The organism is Caballeronia sp. GAFFF1, assembly GCF_023630705.1.
Classification (GTDB): domain Bacteria; phylum Pseudomonadota; class Gammaproteobacteria; order Burkholderiales; family Burkholderiaceae; genus Caballeronia.
The window spans coordinates 183,584-202,001 of record NZ_JALQEM010000019.1 but is presented as its reverse complement, the minus strand read 5'-3'; the positions used below and the strand labels follow the sequence as shown (position 1 = coordinate 202,001).

Annotated in this window: 16 protein-coding genes; 14 read left to right on the top strand and 2 right to left on the bottom strand. The window is 65.8% G+C overall.

What is annotated here, in order from left to right:
* Positions 1–176 precede the first annotated feature (176 nt).
* The 9 genes from NCR37_RS10855 to NCR37_RS10815 all read left to right on the top strand — a co-directional run bounded on the left by NCR37_RS10855 (position 177) and on the right by NCR37_RS10815 (position 9,633).
* Positions 177–947, top strand: a complete 771-nt coding sequence (locus NCR37_RS10855) for an enoyl-CoA hydratase/isomerase family protein (protein WP_250472997.1) — start codon at positions 177–179, stop codon at positions 945–947.
* Between the two features lie 27 nt (positions 948–974).
* Complete coding sequence (locus NCR37_RS10850; protein WP_250472996.1) at positions 975–2,216, top strand: thiolase family protein; 1,242 nt, start codon at positions 975–977, stop codon at positions 2,214–2,216.
* Between the two features lie 59 nt (positions 2,217–2,275).
* Positions 2,276–3,418 (top strand): acyl-CoA dehydrogenase family protein, encoded by a 1,143-nt coding sequence (locus NCR37_RS10845; protein WP_250472995.1) that lies wholly within the window; start codon positions 2,276–2,278, stop codon positions 3,416–3,418.
* Positions 3,419–3,481: 63 nt separating this feature from the next.
* Positions 3,482–4,555: an MBL fold metallo-hydrolase gene (locus tag NCR37_RS10840; RefSeq protein ID WP_250472994.1), complete on the top strand. Its 1,074-nt coding sequence runs from the start codon at positions 3,482–3,484 to the stop codon at positions 4,553–4,555.
* A gap of 126 nt (positions 4,556–4,681) precedes the next feature.
* Positions 4,682–5,863, top strand: a complete 1,182-nt coding sequence (locus NCR37_RS10835) for a lipid-transfer protein (RefSeq protein ID WP_250472993.1) — start codon at positions 4,682–4,684, stop codon at positions 5,861–5,863.
* Between the two features lie 13 nt (positions 5,864–5,876).
* On the top strand, positions 5,877–7,076 hold the full coding sequence (locus NCR37_RS10830; RefSeq protein ID WP_250472992.1) for an acyl-CoA dehydrogenase family protein: 1,200 nt from the start codon (positions 5,877–5,879) through the stop codon (positions 7,074–7,076).
* A gap of 15 nt (positions 7,077–7,091) precedes the next feature.
* Entirely contained in the window at positions 7,092–8,246 is a 1,155-nt protein-coding gene (locus NCR37_RS10825) for an acyl-CoA dehydrogenase family protein (protein ID WP_250472991.1), read from the top strand.
* Complete coding sequence (locus NCR37_RS10820) at positions 8,243–8,698, top strand: MaoC family dehydratase (protein ID WP_250472990.1); 456 nt, start codon at positions 8,243–8,245, stop codon at positions 8,696–8,698. The genes NCR37_RS10825 and NCR37_RS10820 overlap by 4 nt, the downstream gene beginning before the upstream one ends.
* A 35-nt stretch (positions 8,699–8,733) precedes the next feature.
* Complete coding sequence (locus tag NCR37_RS10815) at positions 8,734–9,633, top strand: SDR family NAD(P)-dependent oxidoreductase (RefSeq protein ID WP_250472989.1); 900 nt, start codon at positions 8,734–8,736, stop codon at positions 9,631–9,633.
* A gap of 69 nt (positions 9,634–9,702) precedes the next feature.
* On the opposite strand, the gene NCR37_RS10810 is transcribed toward NCR37_RS10815, so the two are convergent.
* Positions 9,703–10,848 carry an acyl-CoA dehydrogenase family protein gene (locus NCR37_RS10810; RefSeq protein ID WP_250472988.1) on the bottom strand — a complete coding sequence of 382 codons (1,146 nt, stop codon included), beginning with the start codon at positions 10,846–10,848 and terminating at the stop codon, positions 9,703–9,705.
* Positions 10,845–11,987: a CaiB/BaiF CoA transferase family protein gene (locus tag NCR37_RS10805; RefSeq protein WP_250472987.1), complete on the bottom strand. Its 1,143-nt coding sequence runs from the start codon at positions 11,985–11,987 to the stop codon at positions 10,845–10,847. The genes NCR37_RS10810 and NCR37_RS10805 overlap by 4 nt, the downstream gene beginning before the upstream one ends.
* A gap of 637 nt (positions 11,988–12,624) precedes the next feature.
* Here NCR37_RS10805 and NCR37_RS10800 point away from each other — a divergent pair.
* The 5 genes from NCR37_RS10800 to NCR37_RS10780 all read left to right on the top strand — a co-directional run bounded on the left by NCR37_RS10800 (position 12,625) and on the right by NCR37_RS10780 (position 18,418).
* Positions 12,625–13,710 (top strand): porin, encoded by a 1,086-nt coding sequence (locus NCR37_RS10800; protein WP_250472986.1) that lies wholly within the window; start codon positions 12,625–12,627, stop codon positions 13,708–13,710.
* Between the two features lie 45 nt (positions 13,711–13,755).
* Positions 13,756–14,502: an SDR family NAD(P)-dependent oxidoreductase gene (locus tag NCR37_RS10795; protein ID WP_250472985.1), complete on the top strand. Its 747-nt coding sequence runs from the start codon at positions 13,756–13,758 to the stop codon at positions 14,500–14,502.
* A 38-nt stretch (positions 14,503–14,540) separates the two neighbouring features.
* Complete coding sequence (locus tag NCR37_RS10790) at positions 14,541–15,290, top strand: electron transfer flavoprotein subunit beta/FixA family protein (RefSeq protein WP_250472984.1); 750 nt, start codon at positions 14,541–14,543, stop codon at positions 15,288–15,290.
* 1 nt (position 15,291) lies between these two features.
* On the top strand, positions 15,292–16,236 hold the full coding sequence (locus NCR37_RS10785; RefSeq protein WP_250472983.1) for an electron transfer flavoprotein subunit alpha/FixB family protein: 945 nt from the start codon (positions 15,292–15,294) through the stop codon (positions 16,234–16,236).
* A 100-nt stretch (positions 16,237–16,336) separates the two neighbouring features.
* On the top strand, positions 16,337–18,418 hold the full coding sequence (locus NCR37_RS10780) for a 3-hydroxyacyl-CoA dehydrogenase NAD-binding domain-containing protein (RefSeq protein ID WP_250472982.1): 2,082 nt from the start codon (positions 16,337–16,339) through the stop codon (positions 18,416–18,418).

Here is an 18,418-nt window from a genome sequence, read left to right as displayed (position 1 = left end):
TAGTCGATGCAGTCGTGCGGCGGCCGCGAAAGCCGCGCTGGGGAAGCTCTGCTCGGCGGTCGCTCGACCGCCTACGATGGCCCCCCCTGAACGAGGGGTGTCAATCGGATGACCGGAAACTAACTTACCCGAACGCGAACGTCAACGAAGGCAATTACTAATACTGTGGAGGAGAGATGAGTTTTTCACATGCGCTCGTGGGCTCCGTAGGCTGGCTGACGATGGACCGTCCGGCCGCGATGAACAGCCTGAATCGCGAGATGGCCGCCGGGTTGACCGAGCAACTGACGGCGTGGCGCGACGACGACAACGTGCGAGTCGTCGTGCTGACGGGCAACGGCCGCGCCTTTTGCGCCGGCGCCGATCTGATCGAAGCGGCCGCTCCGCCCGCAGAAGGCGTGCGCGACTTTCTCGAACTGATTGTCGAGTTCTTCGACACGCTGCGCGCGTTTCCGAAGCCGGTCATCGCCGCCGTCAACGGGCTCGCGCTCGCCGGCGGGCTTGAGATCGTGCTGGCGTGCGACATCGTGCTTGCGTCGGAGTCGGCCAAGCTGGGCGACGCGCATTCCAACTTCGGCGTGTTTCCCGGCGCGGGCGGCGCGGCCATCCTGCCGCGCAAGGTGCCCGTCAACGTCGCGCGCTATCTGCTCTTTACGGGCGATGCGATGAGCGCCGCCGAACTCAAGGGGCATGGCCTCGTGAACGAAGTGCTCGCGCCGTCGGAACTCGCCGCGCGCGCGCAGGCGCTCGCCGACAAGCTCGCCAAGAAGAGCCCGCTCGTGCTCGCGCGCATGAAGCGCGTGGCGAACGAAGCGCCGGACAAATCCGCCGCCGACGCGCTGCGTCACGAACTGCTGGAGCTTCGCGATCATCAGCGTTCCTACGATGTGAAGGAAGGGCTGCGCGCGTTCGCCGAAAAGCGCGAGCCGGTCTTCAAAGGCTGCTGACACTCACTCGATCATCAAGGTATCCACATGGAAAAAGTCTATATCGTCGGTGTCGGCATGACGCCGTTCGGCCGCCACCTCGACAAGTCGGTCAAGCAACTGACGGCGTGGGCCGTCGAAGATGCGCTGAAGGATTCCGGCTGCGACCGCAAGTGGGTGCAGGCGGCGTACTTCGGCAACACCACGCAAGGCCACATGCAAGGCCAGCACATGATTCGCGGCCAGGTCGCGCTGATTCCGGCGGGCTTCGGCGGCATCCCCATCCATAACGTCGAGAGCGCGTGCGCGTCGGCGAGCAGCGCGTTTCATCTCGCGGTGACGCAGCTTCGCGCCGGCATGGCGGATGTCGTGCTCGCAGTGGGCGCGGAAAAGATGTACTCGCCGGACAAGGCGCGCATGTTCTCCGTGTTCGATTCCGCGTGGGACGTCGAAACCGCCGAAGCCAACGCGGCGCAGATCGTCGATCTCGGCAAGAACATTTCGCCGCCGCCGGGCACCACGTCGGACAAGCCGTACAGCGTGTTCATGGACGTGTACGCGGGCATCGGCCGGCAACTAATGTCGCGCTTCGGCATCACGCAGCGTCAGTTCGCGGCGGTGTCGTCGAAGAATCACAATCATTCGGTGCACAACGAGCGGTCGCAGTACCGCAAGCCGATGAGCATCGACGAGATTCTCGCCGCGCCGCCCATCACGTATCCGCTGACCTTGCCGATGTGCTCGCCGATCTCCGACGGCGCGGCGGCTGCAATCTTGTGCACCGAGTCGGCGCTGGAACGCTACGGCTTCGATCGCAAGCGCGCGGTGCGCGTGCTCGCGACGGTCGTGCGCTCGGCCTCGCCGCGCGCCGGCGACGATCTCGCCAACCACATCACCGTGCATGCGGCGAAGCTGGCCTACGACGAAGCGGGCATCGGACCGGAGGACATCGACGTGGCCGAACTGCACGACGCGTCGTCCATCGGCGAAATCGCGCTGTGCGAGAACCTGGGCCTGTGCCGCCCCGGCGACAGCGGCGCGATGGCCGAGCGCGGCGAGACGAGCATCGGCGGGCGGCTGCCGATCAATCCGTCGGGCGGTCTGGAATCGAAGGGGCATCCCATCGGCGCGACGGGCCTCGGGCAAATTTTCGAACTCGTCGAACAGTTGCGCGGCGAGTCCGGCGCGCGACAGGTAGAAGGCGCGCGCTTCGCGATTCAGGGCAACGGCGGCGGCCTGTGGGGCGTCGAGGAAAGCATCGATCACATCGGCATTTTCGGCCGCGCATGAACCCGCGCATCAACTCGCGCATGACATCGCGCACGAGACCCGCTACCAAGAGATAGACCATGCCTTATCAACTGCCTACCGAAGACCAGAACCTCGCGGTCGAGAGCTTCCGGAAGTTTCTGCAAACCGAAGTCAAACCCGTCGCGCGCGAATACCGCGACCGCTTCATTCCCAAGGAGAAGATGCGCGAGCTGACGCAGCGCATCGCCGAATTCGGCCTGCCGGGCTGCACCGTGCCGGTGGAATACGGCGGCATGGGCTGGTCGATGACCATGCAAGGCATGCTGTTCGAAGAACTCGTGGCGTGCTCCTGCGATGTCGCGCTCGCGGTGATGCTCAACATGGGGCTGGCCTCCATGCTGATCAACGCGCGTCCGGAAGTGCGCGACCGCTACATGCCCGGCGTGCTGGCGGGCAAGATCTTCGGCTCCATTGGCATCAGCGAGCCGGACGTCGGTTCGAACGTCGCGGAAATCAAGACGCGCGCCGTGCGTGACGGCGACCACTACATCGTCAATGGCGAGAAGACGTGGATCACCAACGGCGTCTATTCGGACGTGCTCATTTGCACCGTCCGCACTGAGACGGGCCTCTCGCATATCCTGATCGACCGCGCGGAACACGGCTATGAATCGCGCAACATCGAAAAGATGGCGTTGAGTTCGCAGTCCACTGCGCAGATTTTCATTACCGATGCGCGTGTCCCGGCGACGAACCTGATCGGCGAAGAAGGCCAGGGGCTGCGCAACACGATGAAGGTGTTCGAAACTGCGCGGGCGCATGTCGGCACGCTGTCGGTCGGCATCATGCGCGCGTCGCTCGAAGAGTCGATCGCGTATGCGAAGGAGCGCAAGCAGTTCGGCAAGGTCCTCGCGTCGCACCAGCTGATCGCCGCGAAGATCGCGAACATGGCGATTCTCGTCGACGCGTCGCGGCTCATGTGCCAGCGCGTGTTCGGCCTGATCGACGCGGGCGTGCGCTGTGACATGCAGGCGTCGATGGCGAAGGCGTTCGCCACCGAGTCGGCGGTGCGCGTATGCCGCGACGCCGTGCAGCTTCACGGCGGCAACGGCATCACGAAGGAATTCAACGTCGAGCGCCTCTTGCGCGAAGCGATCATCATTCCGATCCCCGACGGCACCACGGAAATTCAGCAGCTCGTCATCTCGCGCGCGCTCACGGGCGTTGCCGCATTCACCTGACGCGCCGGCTTCATTGAGCGAAGCGAGCGGTCCGCGAGAGGCCGCCGACTATCGGAGATTCGCATGAACAGCGACGAATCGACTTTCCGCCTGGCGGCAGGCGGCGGACTGCATTACCCGTTCGACGCCGCTCCCGCATCGGGCGAGGCAATCGAAGTCGCGCCCGGCGTGCTGTGGATGCGCTTGCCGTTGCCGGCGTCGCTCGACCACGTGAACATCTGGGCGCTGGAAGACGGCGACGGCTGGGCCATTGTCGACACCGGCCTTTTCATGCCCGATGCGCCGTCGCGATGGGCGGCGCTGCTCGCCGGTCCGCTCGGCTCGCGTCGCATCACGCGTGTCTTCGCCACGCACCATCACGCCGACCACGCGGGCATGGCCGGGTGGCTCGCGCGCCGTTTCGACTGCGAGCTCTGGATGACGCGGACGGAATACCTGACGTGCCGGGCCTTCGTGGCGGAGCAGGGCCGCGAGGCGCCGCAAGACGCGATTCGCTTCTATCGCCGCGCGGGGTGGCGTCACGATACGATCGAGCAGTATCGCTCGCGCTTCGGCGTCGCGGCGGGCATGGTGTTTCCCTTGCCCGACAGCTTTCGCCGGATGGAAGACTGGCAGACGCTCGATATCGGCAAGCGCCGCTGGCGCGTGAGAGTCGGGCTTGGGCACTCGCCGGAGCACGCCTGCCTGTACTGCCCCGAACTGAACGTGCTGATCTCGGGCGATCACGTGTTGCCGCGCATCTCGTCGAACGTGTCGGTGCATCCGGTGGAGCCCGGCGCGAATCCGCTCGGCGAATGGCTGGCATCGGTCAGCCGGTTCGCGCGGACCATCCCGGCCGACGCGCTCGTGCTGCCGTCGCACCATGAGCCGTTTCACGGGCTGCACGAGCGCATAGAACGGTTGGACGCCGCCGCTCGACGCGGGCTCGGGAGTCTGCGTGACCGGCTCGCCGCGCCGCGCCGCGCGGTGGACGTCTTCGGCACGCTCTTCGCCGGCGCGGTGGAAGAGGCACGCTTTAGCCGGTACACGCTTGCCACCGGCGAGGCGCTGGCGTATCTCAACTACTTGCTGGCCAACGGCGAAGCAACTTCGCACGCGGACGACGACGGCGTACTCTGGTATCGCATGCGCGCATGACCACGCTTTCCGGCGCGGCGGCGCGCCCCCTTGAAACGAGGGGTGTAGCGCGCGCAGCCCGCTGCCTATGATGGACCGATGCCGGTTCTGTCGAACCGCGAGACGACGATAATCGAAGGAGAACAGATGACGTGCAAAGTAGTGGTGGCGGGCGTCGGCATGGTGCCGTTCAAGAAGCCGGGTGCGAGCGAAACGTACGATCTGATGGGCGCAGAGGCCGCGCGCGCGGCGCTTGCGGACGCCCGCGTGCCGTATGAGTCCGTCCAGCAAGCCTACGCATGCTTCGTCTATGGCGATTCCACAGCGGGCCAGCGCGCGCTCTATCACGTCGGCATGACGGGCCTGCCCATCTTCAACGTGAACAACAACTGCTCGACCGGCTCCACGGGCCTGTTTCTCGCGCGCCAGGCGATCGAAGCCGGCGCGATCGACGTGGCGCTCGTGGTCGGCTTCGAGCAGATGAACCCCGGCGCGCTCGGCAGCTACTTCAACGACCGGCCGCTGCCGTCCGAACTCTTCCTCGCGCAGTGCGAGCGGCTCGGCGTGCCGCAGGACATTCCACCGGCGCTGCGCATTTTCGGCGGCGCGGGCATGGAGCACATGAAACGCTTCGACACGCCGCTTTCGTCGTTCGCCAAGATTCGCGCGAAGGCGAGCCGCCACGCCGCGAACAATCCGCTAGCGGTGTTCCGCAAGGTCGTGACTGCGGAAGACGTGCTGGCCGATCAGGTCATGTGGCCCGGCGTGATGACGCGTCTCATGGCCTGCCCGCCGACTTGCGGCGCCGCGGCGGCGGTGTTGTGCAGCGAGGACTACGCGCGGCGTCATGGGCTCGATACGCGCGTGTGGATCGCCGCGCAGGCGCTGACGACGGATCGCACGGAATCGCTCACGGGCGACGATTTGCGCTACGTCGCGGGTTACGGCATGAGCCAGGAAGCGGCGAATCAGGTGTACGAAGCATCCGGCATTGGTCCGGAAGACGTGCAGGTGATCGAGCTGCATGACTGCTTCGCGCACAACGAGCTCATCACCTACGAGGCGCTCGGCTTGTGCCCGGAAGGCGGCGCGGCGAAGTTCATCGACGACGGCGACAACACGTATGGCGGCAGCCACGTGGTCAATCCGTCGGGCGGGCTGCTGTCGAAGGGGCATCCGCTCGGCGCGACGGGCCTCGCGCAGTGCACCGAACTCGTCCAGCAGTTGCGCGGCACGGCGGGCGGCCGGCAGGTGGAGAACGCGCGCGTGGCGCTGCAACACAACGTCGGGATCGGCGGCGCGTGCGTCGTCACGATGTATCGCAATTGAAGCGGAGCGTTCGATGAACTTCCAACCTGATCCGGGTCTCGATGCATTCCGCAAGGAGGTCCGCGCTTTTCTGCGCGAGAGCCTGCCGGCCGATCTCGCGGGCAAGCCCGTCGGCAGCGTACGCTCCGTGCGCGCCGATCTCGTGCGCTGGCAGCGCATCCTGAACGAACGCGGCTGGGGCGCGCCCTACTGGGCGAAGCAGCATGGCGGGACCGGCTGGTCGGTGATGCAGCGGCTCGTGTTCGATGAGGAATGCGTCGCCGGCGGCGCGCCGACGCAGGACGGCTTCGCGCACAAGCTGTTCGGCCCCGTGCTTAACGAATTCGGATCGCCGGAGCAAAAGGCGCAGCATCGTCCGCTGATCCTGAGCGGCGAGCGACTGTGGTGCCAGGGCTTCTCCGAGCCGGGCTCCGGGTCCGACCTCGCGTCGCTTTCGACGCGCGCCGAACGCGACGGCGACGACTACATCGTCAACGGCCAGAAGATCTGGACGAGCTACGCGCACGAATCCGACTGGATTTTCCTGCTCGTGCGAACGAGCGCGGACGCGAAGAAGCAGGCGGGCATCAGCTTCCTGCTCGTCGATATGGCGACGCCGGGCATCACCGTGCGCCCCATCCGCAGCATCGACGACTGCCATCACCTGAACGAGACGTTCTTCGACAACGTGCGGGTGCCGGTTGCCAACCGCATCGGCGAAGAGGGCGAGGGCTGGAAGATCACCAAGTTCCTGCTCAACAACGAGCATGCGACAGCGGCGGATCTGCCGGTTCTGCGGCGCTTTCTCTCGCAAATCCGTGTGCTCGCGAAAAGCGAGCTTTCGGGCGGCGGGTTGCTGGTCGAGGAGCCCGAGTTTGCGCGGAAGCTCGCGCGCTTCGAAGCCGAAGTGAACGCCATCGCGACGATGGTGAAGCGCGTCGCGGCGATGGAAGAGGACCACAGTCCCGCCGCGCACGCTATGGGTTCCATTCTCAAGGTACGCGGGACCGAGTTGCAGCAACGCCTGTCGGAGTTCATCGTCGAGGCGCTCGGCGATTACGGCGCAGTGGCGTACCCCGAGCCACACGATCCGGCGCTCGGCGAACCCTTGCCTCACCAGCAGGCTGGGCGCGGCAAGGCCAACGAGATGTTCTTCCGGCGCGCTTCCACCATCTACGGCGGAACGAGTGAAGTGCAGCGCGGCATCATCGCGAAGATGCTGTTTCAACTCTGACGGGGCCGACAGGACATGAATTTCAAACTGGATTCCGAGCAGCAACTGCTGCAGGACAGCGTGCGCCGCTTCGCAGAGAAAGAATGCGGTTTCGACGCGCGCGCCGCGCTATTGAAAAGTGGAACGAGCGAGCCTGCGCACTGGCAGGCGTTCGCGGACAACGGCTGGCTCGCCGCCGCGCTGCCCGAAGCGTACGGCGGGCTGGGCGGCTCGGTCATCGACACGGCGCTGATCGCGCAGGAGTTCGGCCGGGCGCTCGTCGTGGAGCCGTATCTCGGCTGCGGCGTGCTCGCTGCGCAAACGCTCGTGGCCGCCGCCGCGCCCGCGCAGCTCGACCACATCGTGCCGCAACTCGCCGATGGTTCGCTGCGGCTCGCGCTCGCCTATAGCGAAGCGCAGTCGCGCGGCTTTCCCGAGCCGGTTCTGACCCGCGCGACCCGCACCGCCGAAGGCTTCTCGCTGCGCGGCACGAAGACGCTCGTGCTCGGCGCGCCCGGCGCGAACGCGTACATCGTGTCGGCCGCAATGAACGACAACGGTCCGCTGACGCTCTTTCTCGTCGCGGCGTCGCGGCCCGGCGTGGCTTGCCGGCCGCTGCGCCTGCACGACGGAAGCTGGGCCGCCGAGATTGCGCTCGAAACCGTCGTGGTGAGCCAGGACGCCGTGCTGGGCACGTCCGGCGGCGGACTCGCGGCGCTGCATCACGGCCTCGCGCACGGCACCGTGGCGTTGTGCGCGGAACTGATCGGCGGGATGGAAAAAGCCATCGAGATGTCGGCCGACTACCTCAAGATGCGCAAGCAGTTCGGCGTGCCGATCGGCAGCTTCCAGGCGTTGCAGTATCGCATGGCGGACATGGCGGCGGAACTCGAAATTGCGCGCTCGATGTTGTTCGCGCTCCTCGCGTCGCTTCTGAACGACGAAGACGCCGCCGCGCGCCGGCACACGGTGTCGCAGGCTAAGGCGCTGATCGGCCGCGCCGCGAAATTCGTCTGCGCGCAGGCCATCCAGCTTCACGGCGGCATCGGCATGACCGAGGAATACGCGGTCGGCCATTACTACAAGCGCGCGGTCGTCGCGGACGTGCTGTTCGGCAGCAGCGATCGCCACGAAGCGGCCTGCGCCGCGCAATTGCAACACGCCTTGCTTCAGGGGGACACACAGGCATGAAGAACTTCGACAAGATCGCGGACTTGCAGCTGCTCGTCGGCGAATCCATCGGCACGAGCGAGTGGCTTCTGATCGACCAGGCGCGCGTCGATCTGTTCGCCGACGCAACGGGCGATCATCAGTGGATACACGTCGATGTCGAACGCGCGAAGAACGGGCCGTTCGGCGGCACCATCGCGCACGGCTTTCTCACGCTGAGCTTGCTGCCGGCGTTGCTCGCCACCGCGTTCCAGATCAAGGAAACGAAAAGCGGCCTCAATTACGGTCTCGATAAAGTGCGCTTCGTCGCGCCGGTCAAAGTGGGCGCCCGCGTGCGCGCGCACTTCAGGCTGCTCGGCTGGGATGCGATCGGACAGGGCGGCGCGCAGCTCAAAGTGGAAATGACCTTCGAATGCGAAGGCTCGGACAAGCCCGCGTGCGTCGCCGAATCGATCATGCGTCTGTTTCCCTGAACCTATCTCTCGACAACTGGAATGGAGCATCAAGCATGAGTATTCGTTTCGATGGCAAGGTCGCAATCGTCACCGGCGCGGGCGCGGGATTGGGGCGGGCGCATGCGCTCGCATTCGCCGCGCGCGGCGCGAAAGTCGTGATCAATGATTTCGGCAGCGCGCGCGACGGCAGCGGCGGCTCGTCCGACGCCGCGCTCGCCGTGGTCGACGAGATCCGCAAGGCGGGCGGCACGGCCATCGCGCACGGCGCGAACGTCGCGGACTTCGCGCAGGTGCAGGACATGGTGAAGCGCGCGGTGGCCGAGTTCAGGCGCGTGGACATTCTCGTGAATAACGCCGGCATTCTGCGCGACAAGAGCTTCGCGAAGCTCGACATGGCCGACGTCGAGGCCGTGCTCGACGTTCACCTGATGGGCTCGATCCACTGCTCGAAGGCGGTGTGGGACATCATGCGCGAACAGGGCTACGGCCGCATCGTGATGACGACGTCGTCGTCGGGCATGTACGGCAACTTCGGCCAGGCCAACTACGGCGCGGCGAAAATGGGCGTGATCGGCCTGATGAACGCGCTGACCACGGAAGGCAAGAAGAACAACATCAAGGTCAACACCATCGCGCCGGTGGCCGCCACACGCATGACCGCCGACATCCTGCCGGAAGCCATGCTCGCGCGCATTCAGCCGGAGCGCGTGACGCCGGCCGTCCTTTTCCTCGCAAGCGAGAATGCGCCGTCGAAGACGATCATCGCGGCGGGCGGCGGCGCGTTCGCGGCGGCTACTATCGTCGAGACCGTGCCCGTTCTGCTGCCGGACGCGGAAGTGACGCCGGAAGGCGTGGCGGCGCGCTTCGGGGACATCGCCAATTGGAGCACTGCGCAGGAGTACGAGGAGTCGGGGCAGCAGGTGGGCGCGTTCCTCAAGCTGGTATGCGCATGACCGACCGCGTAAGGTAGAAAGCAACGTGCCCGGTCATGCCGGGCACGTTGCATTTGCGAAGCAGCAGATTCAGCCGAGACTGCGCGCGATAATCAGCTTCTGAATGTGGCTCGTCCCTTCGTAGATCTTGCAGATACGCACGTCGCGCAAGTATCGCTCGACGGGAAAGTCGGTGAGATAGCCATAGCCGCCGTGAATCTGCAGCGCATCCGAGCAGACCTTCTCGGCGATTTCGCTCGCGAACATCTTCGCAATCGACGCTTCCTTCACGCACGCGACGCCGGCATCGCGCAGACGCGCAGCGTGCAGGCAATACTGATAGGCGACGTCCACTTGCGCGGCCATGTCGGCGAGATCGAACGCCACGCCTTGCAGCCGGATGATCGGCGCGCCATACGCTTCGCGCTCTTTCGCGTAGCTGACTGCGGCTTCGAGCGCCGCGCGCGCCACGCCCGCCGCGATGAATGCAATGCCGATCCGCCCATCCGACAAGCCGCCCATCACCGCGCGATAGCCGTCGCCCTCGCCGCCGAGCAGATTCGCAGCCGGCACGCGGAAGTCTTCGAGCGTGATCTGCGCGGTGTGCGCCGTGTGCTGGCCGAGCTTGCTTTCCACGCGCGTGACGTGATAGCCGGGCTGGCCCGGATCGATGATGAACAAGCTCGCGCCGCGTTTGCCGGCGCTTTTGTCGGTCATCGCATACAGGACGCCGACGCCCGCTTCGCTGCCGTTCGAGATGAACTGCTTCGAGCCGTTGACGACGTAGCTGTCGCCGTCCTTGCGCGCGGTGGTGCGCAGCGCGGCGGTATCGGAGCCGGCGTGCGGTTCCGTCAACAGAAACGCGCCGATGGACTCGCCGCGCGCCATCGCGGGCAAATAGCGGCGCTTCTGTTCCTCCGTGCCGTGTTCGACGATGTTCAGCGCCGTGAAGTTGTGCACGTGGATGATGGTGGCGAGGCCCGCGTCGGCAGCGGCGATCTCGTGTTGCGCGAGACACAGGTCGAGCACGCCCGCGCCGGTGCCGCCGTATTCCTCGGGAATCAGCATGCCGAGGAAGCCGAGTTCGGCGAGCGCCTTCAGTTCGTCGCGCGGCCACGCCGACTCGCGATCGCGCCGGGCGGCGGTCGGCGCGACGATCTCGCTGACCACGCGGCGCGCCGAATCGCGAATCAGGTTTTGTTGTTCGGTCAGGAACAGGTGAGCGGTGTCGGTCATTTGGAAACCTTCGTGAAGTCGGAATGGGAGGAGCGCGACCAGTCGCGCAGCACCGCTTCGGTATGCTGCCCGCGTCGCGGAATGGCGCCGGGCGGAGCGGGCGGCGTGGCGGAAAAGCGCGGCGCAGGATTCGCCTGGAGCACGCCGTTCTCGCGCGTGTAGATCTCGCGCTGGCGCATGTGCGGATGCGCCGCGGCTTCTTCCGGGCTCAGGACCGGCGCGAAGCACGCATCGGTGCCTTCGAGCAGCGCGCACCATTCGTCCCGCGTGCGCGTGGCGAAGAGTTCGGCGAGCCGCTCGCGCAGCGCGGGCCACGCCCGGCGGTCGTAGGGCTTGGCGAACGCAGGGTCGTCGGACAGGCGGAGCTTGTCGAGCAGCTGCGCATAGAACTTCGGTTCCAGCGATCCCACCGACACATAGCCGCCGTCCGCGCAGCGATACGTGTTGTACCAGTGCGGACCGTCCAGCAGGCTTTCGCCGCGCGCGGCGGTCATCTGCTCCGACGCCTGCAACGCGAGCAGCAGCGTCGTCATGTGCGCGCTGCCGTCGACGATGGCCGCGTCGACCACCTGGCCCTCGCCGGTGGCGCGCGCGTGCATGACGGCGGCCAGAATGCCGACGGCGAGATACATTGCGCCGCCGCCGACGTCGCCGACGAGGCTCGGCGGCGCGAGCGGCGCGGTTCCCGGCTGACCGGCGTACCACAGCGCGCCCGACAGCGCGATGTAGTTCAGGTCGTGCCCGGCTGCATGCGCGAGCGGTCCTGCCTGCCCCCAGCCGGTCATGCGCCCATAGACGAGACGGGGATTGCGCGCGAGGCACACGTCCGGCGCGAGCCCGAGGCGCTCCATCACGCCGGGGCGCATGCCTTCGATCAGCACGTCGCAATGTTCGACGAGGCCGAGCACGGTGTCGACACCATCGGCCGATTTCAGGTCGACGGCGATGGAGCGTTTGCCCCGGTTCGCGATTTGGGTGTCGCCGAGATCGAGCCCGTCCGCAGCGGCTTCGATGCGGTCCGCCACCACGACGTCTGCGCCCAGATCCGCGAGCAGCATGCCGCAAAACGGCCCCGGCCCGATGCCCGCGATCTCGAGCACTCTGAGCCCGGCAAGCGGCCCGCGCTTTGTCGCTGTCATTGATTGTCTCCGTAGGTTCGTGTCGGCCCATGATAGAGAGCGCCTGCGGGCACGCGCCCCCTCGTCGCGAGGGGGCGCGCGACGCGGCGAACGGCGCGCGTGGCGGGCATCGCCTGTCCGTCGCGGCGCCCGCATGCCGCGATCGAAAACGCGGTTCCAAGCGACGCTTTTCTCGACTCGCGCCGTGCCTGCGCGCATGGCTCGCGCACCTCGCCTTCCCCCCCATTAACGAGGGGGCGGCGCAAATCGAGATACCGCCTATCCTTCGCCGTGTGGCTGGCAACTGGGCATCGAGACGCGCAGATTCAGCGCACGAGCAACCGCGTGCCTCGCGTTCACAATCCGCTTCGACGGGAGCCGATTTAAAAGCGCGACCGCAGCGTGAGCGAAGGCGAGCGGCGGTCGCAACGACATGGCACAGCGCGTCTTCCATGCCACGCAACAAGACTCGACATGTAGATAAGCATCCCTAATAAAAAGATGGACGACGCACAACGTCCACGCTTCCCACGCGCTCGGCGCTGCCCGGTGTCCACCGGAGCGTGCGCAACCGCGATTTTTCAACCGCGTCTGGCCGGATGCGGCAATAAAAAGACAGGAGACAGGCGTGCGCTTCATCAGACAGACAATCTTGGCAATGGCAGCAGCGGTCGCGGCCGGCAGCGCGGCGGCGCAATCGAGCGTCACGCTCTACGGCGTGGTCGATGTATTCGGCCAGTACCTGAACAACGGCGGAACGTCGTCGATCATGGAACGCAGTGGCGGCTCGGCGGGTTCGCAAGTGGGCTTGAAGGGAACCGAAGACCTCGGCGGCGGCTTGCGCGCGGTCTTCGATCTGGAGAGCGGATACACGACCAACAACGGCGCATTCTTCGTCGACCCTAGTGCCATGTTCTACCGCCAGGCATGGCTCGGCCTGACGCACGAGCGGTACGGCACGCTGTCGTTCGGACGCCAATATCAGCCGACGTTCTGGGTGCTGTACTACGGCGATCCGTTTCGCGGCAATGAAGTGTTGTCGCCGCTTTCGGCAGCGGCTATCGCGACCGATCGCAACACGCTCGCCACACAGGCCGGCCCCGGCCGTCTCAGCAATTCGGTGCTGTACAAGTCGCCGAACCTGAACGGCTTCCAGTTGTACGCGATGTACGCGCTCGCGGCCACCTCGTCGTATCCGGTGCCGACCACGTTGGGCAACACGCTCGACGTCGCCGCCATGTACACGGGCTACGGCTTCTATGCGGGCATCGCCTACCAGAACGAGCATCAGGGCACGAGGACGATCCCGGGGCTGCCGGGTCCACTCGCCATGATGTCGACCGACCACTACACGGGCGCGCTCGCGTATCGCTTCGGGATCGTCAATTTGCAGTTCAACTACATCTACTCGCGTCCGCAGAGCGCGCCGGCGGGCTCGCTCGCGGCGCGCCTGAACGCCGCGAATTCGAACAGCATCGCGGAAGCCGGCATGACGATTCAGGCGACGGATGCGGACGTGATCGAGTTCGCCGCCGTCCAGCGCAAGGTGCGCGGCGTGGATAACAACACGCTCGCGTTCGAGCTCGGCGCGGATCACAGCTTGTCCAAGCGCACGACCGTCTATGCCCGCGCGGGCTACATGAAGAACCACGGCACCGCGACGATGAGCTGGCCGGGCGTCTCGGTGACGAAGCCGGGCACGTCGCAGACGCTCGTCGGAGCGGGCATTTCGCACCGCTTCTGAGCAGGCGGACATGTCGGCACATCCATCTCGAATCAGGAAAGGCGCATGAAACTGGAAAACAAGGTGGCCATCGTCACGGGCGCGGCGTCGGGCCTCGGTCTCGCGACCTGCAAGGCGCTCGCCGCAGCGGGCGCGACAGTCGTCGGCTTCGATCTCGATGCCGACAAGCTGCGCGAGGCGCTCGGTCCGTCTATCTCCTCGTTCGCGGTCGATGTCGCCGATGAAGCGAGCGTTCAGCGCTCCGTCGCGGCGGTCGTCTGCATGCATGGGCGCGTGAACATCGCGGTGAACTGCGCGGGCGTGCTCGGCCCGTGCAAGACCCTTTCCAAGGGTCAGCTTTTCCCGAGCGAATTATGGGACCGCGTGCTGGCGGTCAATCTCACCGGCACGTTCAACGTGGTGCGCCACGCGGCGCTCGCCATGACGAACAACGAACCGGAGGACACGGGCGAGCGCGGCGTCATCATCAACACGGCGTCGGGCGCGGCGAAGGGCGGCCAGATGGGGCAGGCCGCGTACAGCGCGAGCAAGGCGGGCGTGATCGGCATGACGATTCCCGTGGCGCGCGATCTCGCGGAACACGGCATCCGCGTGCTGGCGGTGTCGCCCGGCCTGTTCGAATCGGGCATGTCGGCGGGCATGCCGCAGAAAGTGTCGGACGGTCTCATCGAAAAGATGCTGTTTCCGCGACGGATGGGCCGCGCGCAGGAGTTCGCCGCGCTCGTCGTTCATCTGGTGCAGAACGCATACATGAACGCGACGGTGGTCGATATCGACTGCGGCACGCGTTGAGGCGCGATGGTTTCGAAGCATCGCAAAAGGAGGGGTAAGTGAAGGTTCTGATCGCAGTCAAGAGAGTGACCGATGCCAACGTGAAGGTCGGCGTGAAGTCCGACAACACGGGCGTCGACATTGCCAACGTGAAGATGTCGATGAACCCGTTCGACGAAATCGCCGTGGAAGAGGCGGTGCGTCTGAAGGAAGCGGGCGGCGCAACGGAAGTCGTCGCGGTGTCGTGCGGCGTGACGCAATGTCAGGAAACGCTGCGCACGGCGTTGGCTATCGGCGCGGATCGGGCGATTCTGGTCGAATCGGCCGAGGAATTGCAGCCGCTGGCAGTGGCGAAGCTGCTCAAGGCGCTGGTCGATCAGGAAAAGCCGGAACTCGTGATTCTGGGCAAGCAGGCGATCGACGACGATTCGAACCAGACCGGCCAGATGCTTGCCGCTTTGGCGGGCCTGCCGCAGGCGACGTTTGCATCGAAAGTGGTGATCGCCGATGGCCGCGCCACTGTCTCGCGTGAAGTCGATGGCGGCGCGGAAACGCTGTCGCTGAAGCTGCCCGCCGTCGTCACGACAGACCTGCGCCTGAACGAGCCGCGCTACGTGACGCTGCCCAACATCATGAAGGCGAAGAAAAAGCCGCTGACGACGGTTACGCCCGCCGATCTCGGCGTCGATGTCGCGCCGCGTCTGAAGACGCTTAAAGTCACCGAGCCGCCGAAGCGCAGCGCGGGCGTGACGGTGCCCGACGTCAAGACGCTGGTCGAGAAACTGAAAACCGAAGCGAAGGTGATCTAACGTGACGACTCTCGTAATCGCAGAACACGACAACGCGTCGATCAAGGCGGCGACGTTGAACACGGTCGCGGCAGCGGCGAAACTGGGCGGCGACATTCACATTCTCGTCGCGGGTTCGAACGCGCAGGGCGCGGCGGATCAGGCGACCAAGATCGCGGGCGTTTCGAAGGTGCTGCTGGCCGATGCGCCGCAGCTCGCCGAAGGCCTCGCGGAGAACGTCGAAGGCACGGTGCTGAACATCGCGAAGGACTATTCGCATATCGTCGCGCCGGCGACGGCTTACGGCAAGAACATCGCGCCGCGTATCGCCGCGCATCTGGACGTCGCGCAGATCAGCGAAATTACCGCTGTGGTCAGCGCCGATACCTTCGAGCGCCCGATCTACGCGGGCAACGCGATCGCGACCGTCCAGTCGGCTGATGCAATCAAGGTCATCACCGTGCGCGCGACGGGCTTCGATCCGGTGGCGGCTGAAGGTGGCAGCGCATCGGTCGAGAAGATCGAAGCAGCGGCGGATGCGGGCGTCTCGCAGTTCGTGAACCGCGAGGTGACGAAGCTCGATCGCCCCGAGTTGACGAGCGCAAACATCATCGTTTCGGGCGGGCGCGGTCTCGGCAGCGGCGAGAACTACACGCAAGTGCTCGAACCGCTCGCGGACAAGCTGGGCGCGGCGCTCGGCGCATCGCGCGCGGCGGTCGATGCGGGCTACGTGCCGAACGACTATCAAGTGGGCCAGACCGGCAAGATCGTCGCGCCGCAGTTGTATGTGGCCGTCGGTATCTCCGGCGCGATTCAACACTTGGCCGGCATGAAGGACAGCAAGGTGATCGTCGCGATCAACAAGGACGCCGAAGCGCCGATCTTCAGCGTAGCGGATTACAGCCTTGTCGGCGATCTGTTCGCGGCGGTGCCCGAACTCGTCAGCGAGCTTGGCGCAGCCGCCTAGACCGACGACACGATCGGCGCGAGAAGACCGCAACACAGCAACCGGGCGCGAGACCCGGCGCCGCGCCGCATGACACCCCGTTCACTTTGAAGGAATCAGCATGACAGCGACGTACCAGGTCCATGACGGCGTGGCCGTCATTACGCTCGACCATCCTCCGGTCAACGGTCTGGGTCATGCAACCCGGACCGGCATCATGAATGGCATGAGCCGCGCGCTCGACGACGCAGCGGTCGAGGCCATCGTCATCACGGGCGCGGGCAAGGCGTTTTCGGGCGGCGCGGATATCCGCGAGTTCGGCACGCCCAAAGCGTTTCAGGAGCCGAGCCTCGCGACGGTCATCGACACCATCGAGCGATCGGCGAAGCCGGTCGTCGCGGCCATTCACTCGGTCGCGATGGGCGGCGGGCTCGAACTCGCGCTCGGCTGCCACTACCGGCTCGCGACGCGGCAAGCGAAGATCGCGCTGCCCGAAGTCAATCTCGGTCTGTTGCCGGGCGCGGGCGGCACGCAACGCCTGCCGCGCGCAATCGGCCTCGAAGCCGCGCTCAACACGATCGTGTCGGGCAAGACCATGCTTGCGGAGAAGTTCGCCGGCACGGGACTCTTCAACGAAATCGTCGCGGATGATGTCGTCGTCGCCGCCGTCAAATTCGCGCGCACTGCCGCCGAGCGCGCCGGTCCGCATCCGAAGCTGCGCGATATACCGGTTCAGCACGCGCACGCCGAAGCGTATCTCGGCTTTGCGCGCAGCACGGTCGCAGCGAGCGCAGGGCCGTATCCCGCGCCGCTGGCATGCGTGAATGCCGTCGCGGCATCGCTGAGGCCATTCGATGAAGGCATCGAGGCCGAGCGCGACGGCTTCATGTCGTTGATGAACACGCCCGAGTCTCGCGCGTTGCGCCAAGCCTTTCTCGGCGAACGCGCGGCGAGCCGCATCCCCGACGTGCCTGCCGACACGCCGACGCGCGCCATCGCCAAAGTCGCCGTGATCGGCGCGGGCACGATGGGCGGCGGCATCGCGATGAATTTCCTCAACGCGGGCGTGCCGGTCACGCTGCTGGAAATGAAAGCGGACGCGCTGGAGCGAGGCGTCGGCGCGATTCGCCGCAATTACGAGAACACGGCGAAGAAGGGCAAGCTCACGCAAGACGAAGTGGATGCGCGCATAGCGCGGCTTGCGACCACGCTCTCGTATGACGACATCCGCGACGCCGATCTCGTGATCGAAGCCGTGTTCGAAGACCTGGAGGTCAAGAAGAGCGTGTTCCAGCGGCTCGACGAGGTAGCCAAGCCCGGCGCGATCCTCGCATCAAATACGTCGACCCTCGACATCGACGCCATCGCGTCCTTCACGAAGCGTCCGCGCGACGTGATCGGCATGCACTTCTTCAGCCCCGCGAACGTGATGAAGCTGCTCGAAGTGGTGCGCGGCGCGCAGACCGCGAAAGACGTGCTCGCCACGGTCATGCAACTCGCGAAGAAGATCGGCAAGGTCGCGGTGGTGTCGGGCGTGTGCGACGGCTTCATCGGCAATCGCATGATCGAGCAGTACAGCCGTCAAGCCGGCTTTCTGCTCGACGAAGGCGCGCTGCCGCAGCAGGTGGATCGCGCGATCGAGCGCTTCGGCTTCGCGATGGGCCCGTTCCGCATGATCGACATGGCGGGCAACGACATCAGCTGGGCGATCCGCAAGCGCCGCGCCGTCGAGCAGCCGGAGTTCAACTACTCGAAGACGGGCGATCTGCTGTGCGAAATGGGCCGCTTCGGCCAGAAAGTGCAGGCGGGCTGGTACGACTACAAGCCGGGCGATCGCCGGGCGTATCCGAGCGCGGTCGTCGACGAAATGATCGTGCAGCATTCCAGGGACCTCGGCATCGCGCGGCGCAAGATCAGCGACGAGGAAATTGTCGAGCGGCTCGTGTTCGCGCTCGTCAACGAAGGCGCGTTGATCTTGCAGGAAGGCATCGCGTCGAAGGCGTCGGATATCGACATGGTCTATTTGCACGGCTACGGCTTTCCGAAGTTTCGCGGCGGCCCGATGCAGTACGCGGACGAGATCGGCCTCTACGCCGTGGCGCAGGCCATTCGCCGCTATGCCAGGGGCTATCAGGGCCACGCGTGGCAAGTCGCGCCGCTCTTGCAGCGCCTCGCCGATGCCGGCGCGAGCTTCAACGACTGA

Coding starts and splice junctions, on each gene's coding strand:
- NCR37_RS10805 (WP_250472987.1), bottom strand. CDS start 11,987: ATGACAGCGACAAAGCGCGGGCCGCTTGCCGGGCTCAGAGTGCTCGAG.
- NCR37_RS10830 (WP_250472992.1), top strand. CDS start 5,877: ATGAACTTCCAACCTGATCCGGGTCTCGATGCATTCCGCAAGGAGGTC.
- NCR37_RS10815 (WP_250472989.1), top strand. CDS start 8,734: ATGAGTATTCGTTTCGATGGCAAGGTCGCAATCGTCACCGGCGCGGGC.
- NCR37_RS10825 (WP_250472991.1), top strand. CDS start 7,092: ATGAATTTCAAACTGGATTCCGAGCAGCAACTGCTGCAGGACAGCGTG.
- NCR37_RS10845 (WP_250472995.1), top strand. CDS start 2,276: ATGCCTTATCAACTGCCTACCGAAGACCAGAACCTCGCGGTCGAGAGC.
- NCR37_RS10850 (WP_250472996.1), top strand. CDS start 975: ATGGAAAAAGTCTATATCGTCGGTGTCGGCATGACGCCGTTCGGCCGC.
- NCR37_RS10795 (WP_250472985.1), top strand. CDS start 13,756: ATGAAACTGGAAAACAAGGTGGCCATCGTCACGGGCGCGGCGTCGGGC.
- NCR37_RS10835 (WP_250472993.1), top strand. CDS start 4,682: ATGACGTGCAAAGTAGTGGTGGCGGGCGTCGGCATGGTGCCGTTCAAG.
- NCR37_RS10780 (WP_250472982.1), top strand. CDS start 16,337: ATGACAGCGACGTACCAGGTCCATGACGGCGTGGCCGTCATTACGCTC.
- NCR37_RS10810 (WP_250472988.1), bottom strand. CDS start 10,848: ATGACCGACACCGCTCACCTGTTCCTGACCGAACAACAAAACCTGATT.
- NCR37_RS10840 (WP_250472994.1), top strand. CDS start 3,482: ATGAACAGCGACGAATCGACTTTCCGCCTGGCGGCAGGCGGCGGACTG.
- NCR37_RS10800 (WP_250472986.1), top strand. CDS start 12,625: ATGGCAGCAGCGGTCGCGGCCGGCAGCGCGGCGGCGCAATCGAGCGTC.
- NCR37_RS10855 (WP_250472997.1), top strand. CDS start 177: ATGAGTTTTTCACATGCGCTCGTGGGCTCCGTAGGCTGGCTGACGATG.
- NCR37_RS10820 (WP_250472990.1), top strand. CDS start 8,243: ATGAAGAACTTCGACAAGATCGCGGACTTGCAGCTGCTCGTCGGCGAA.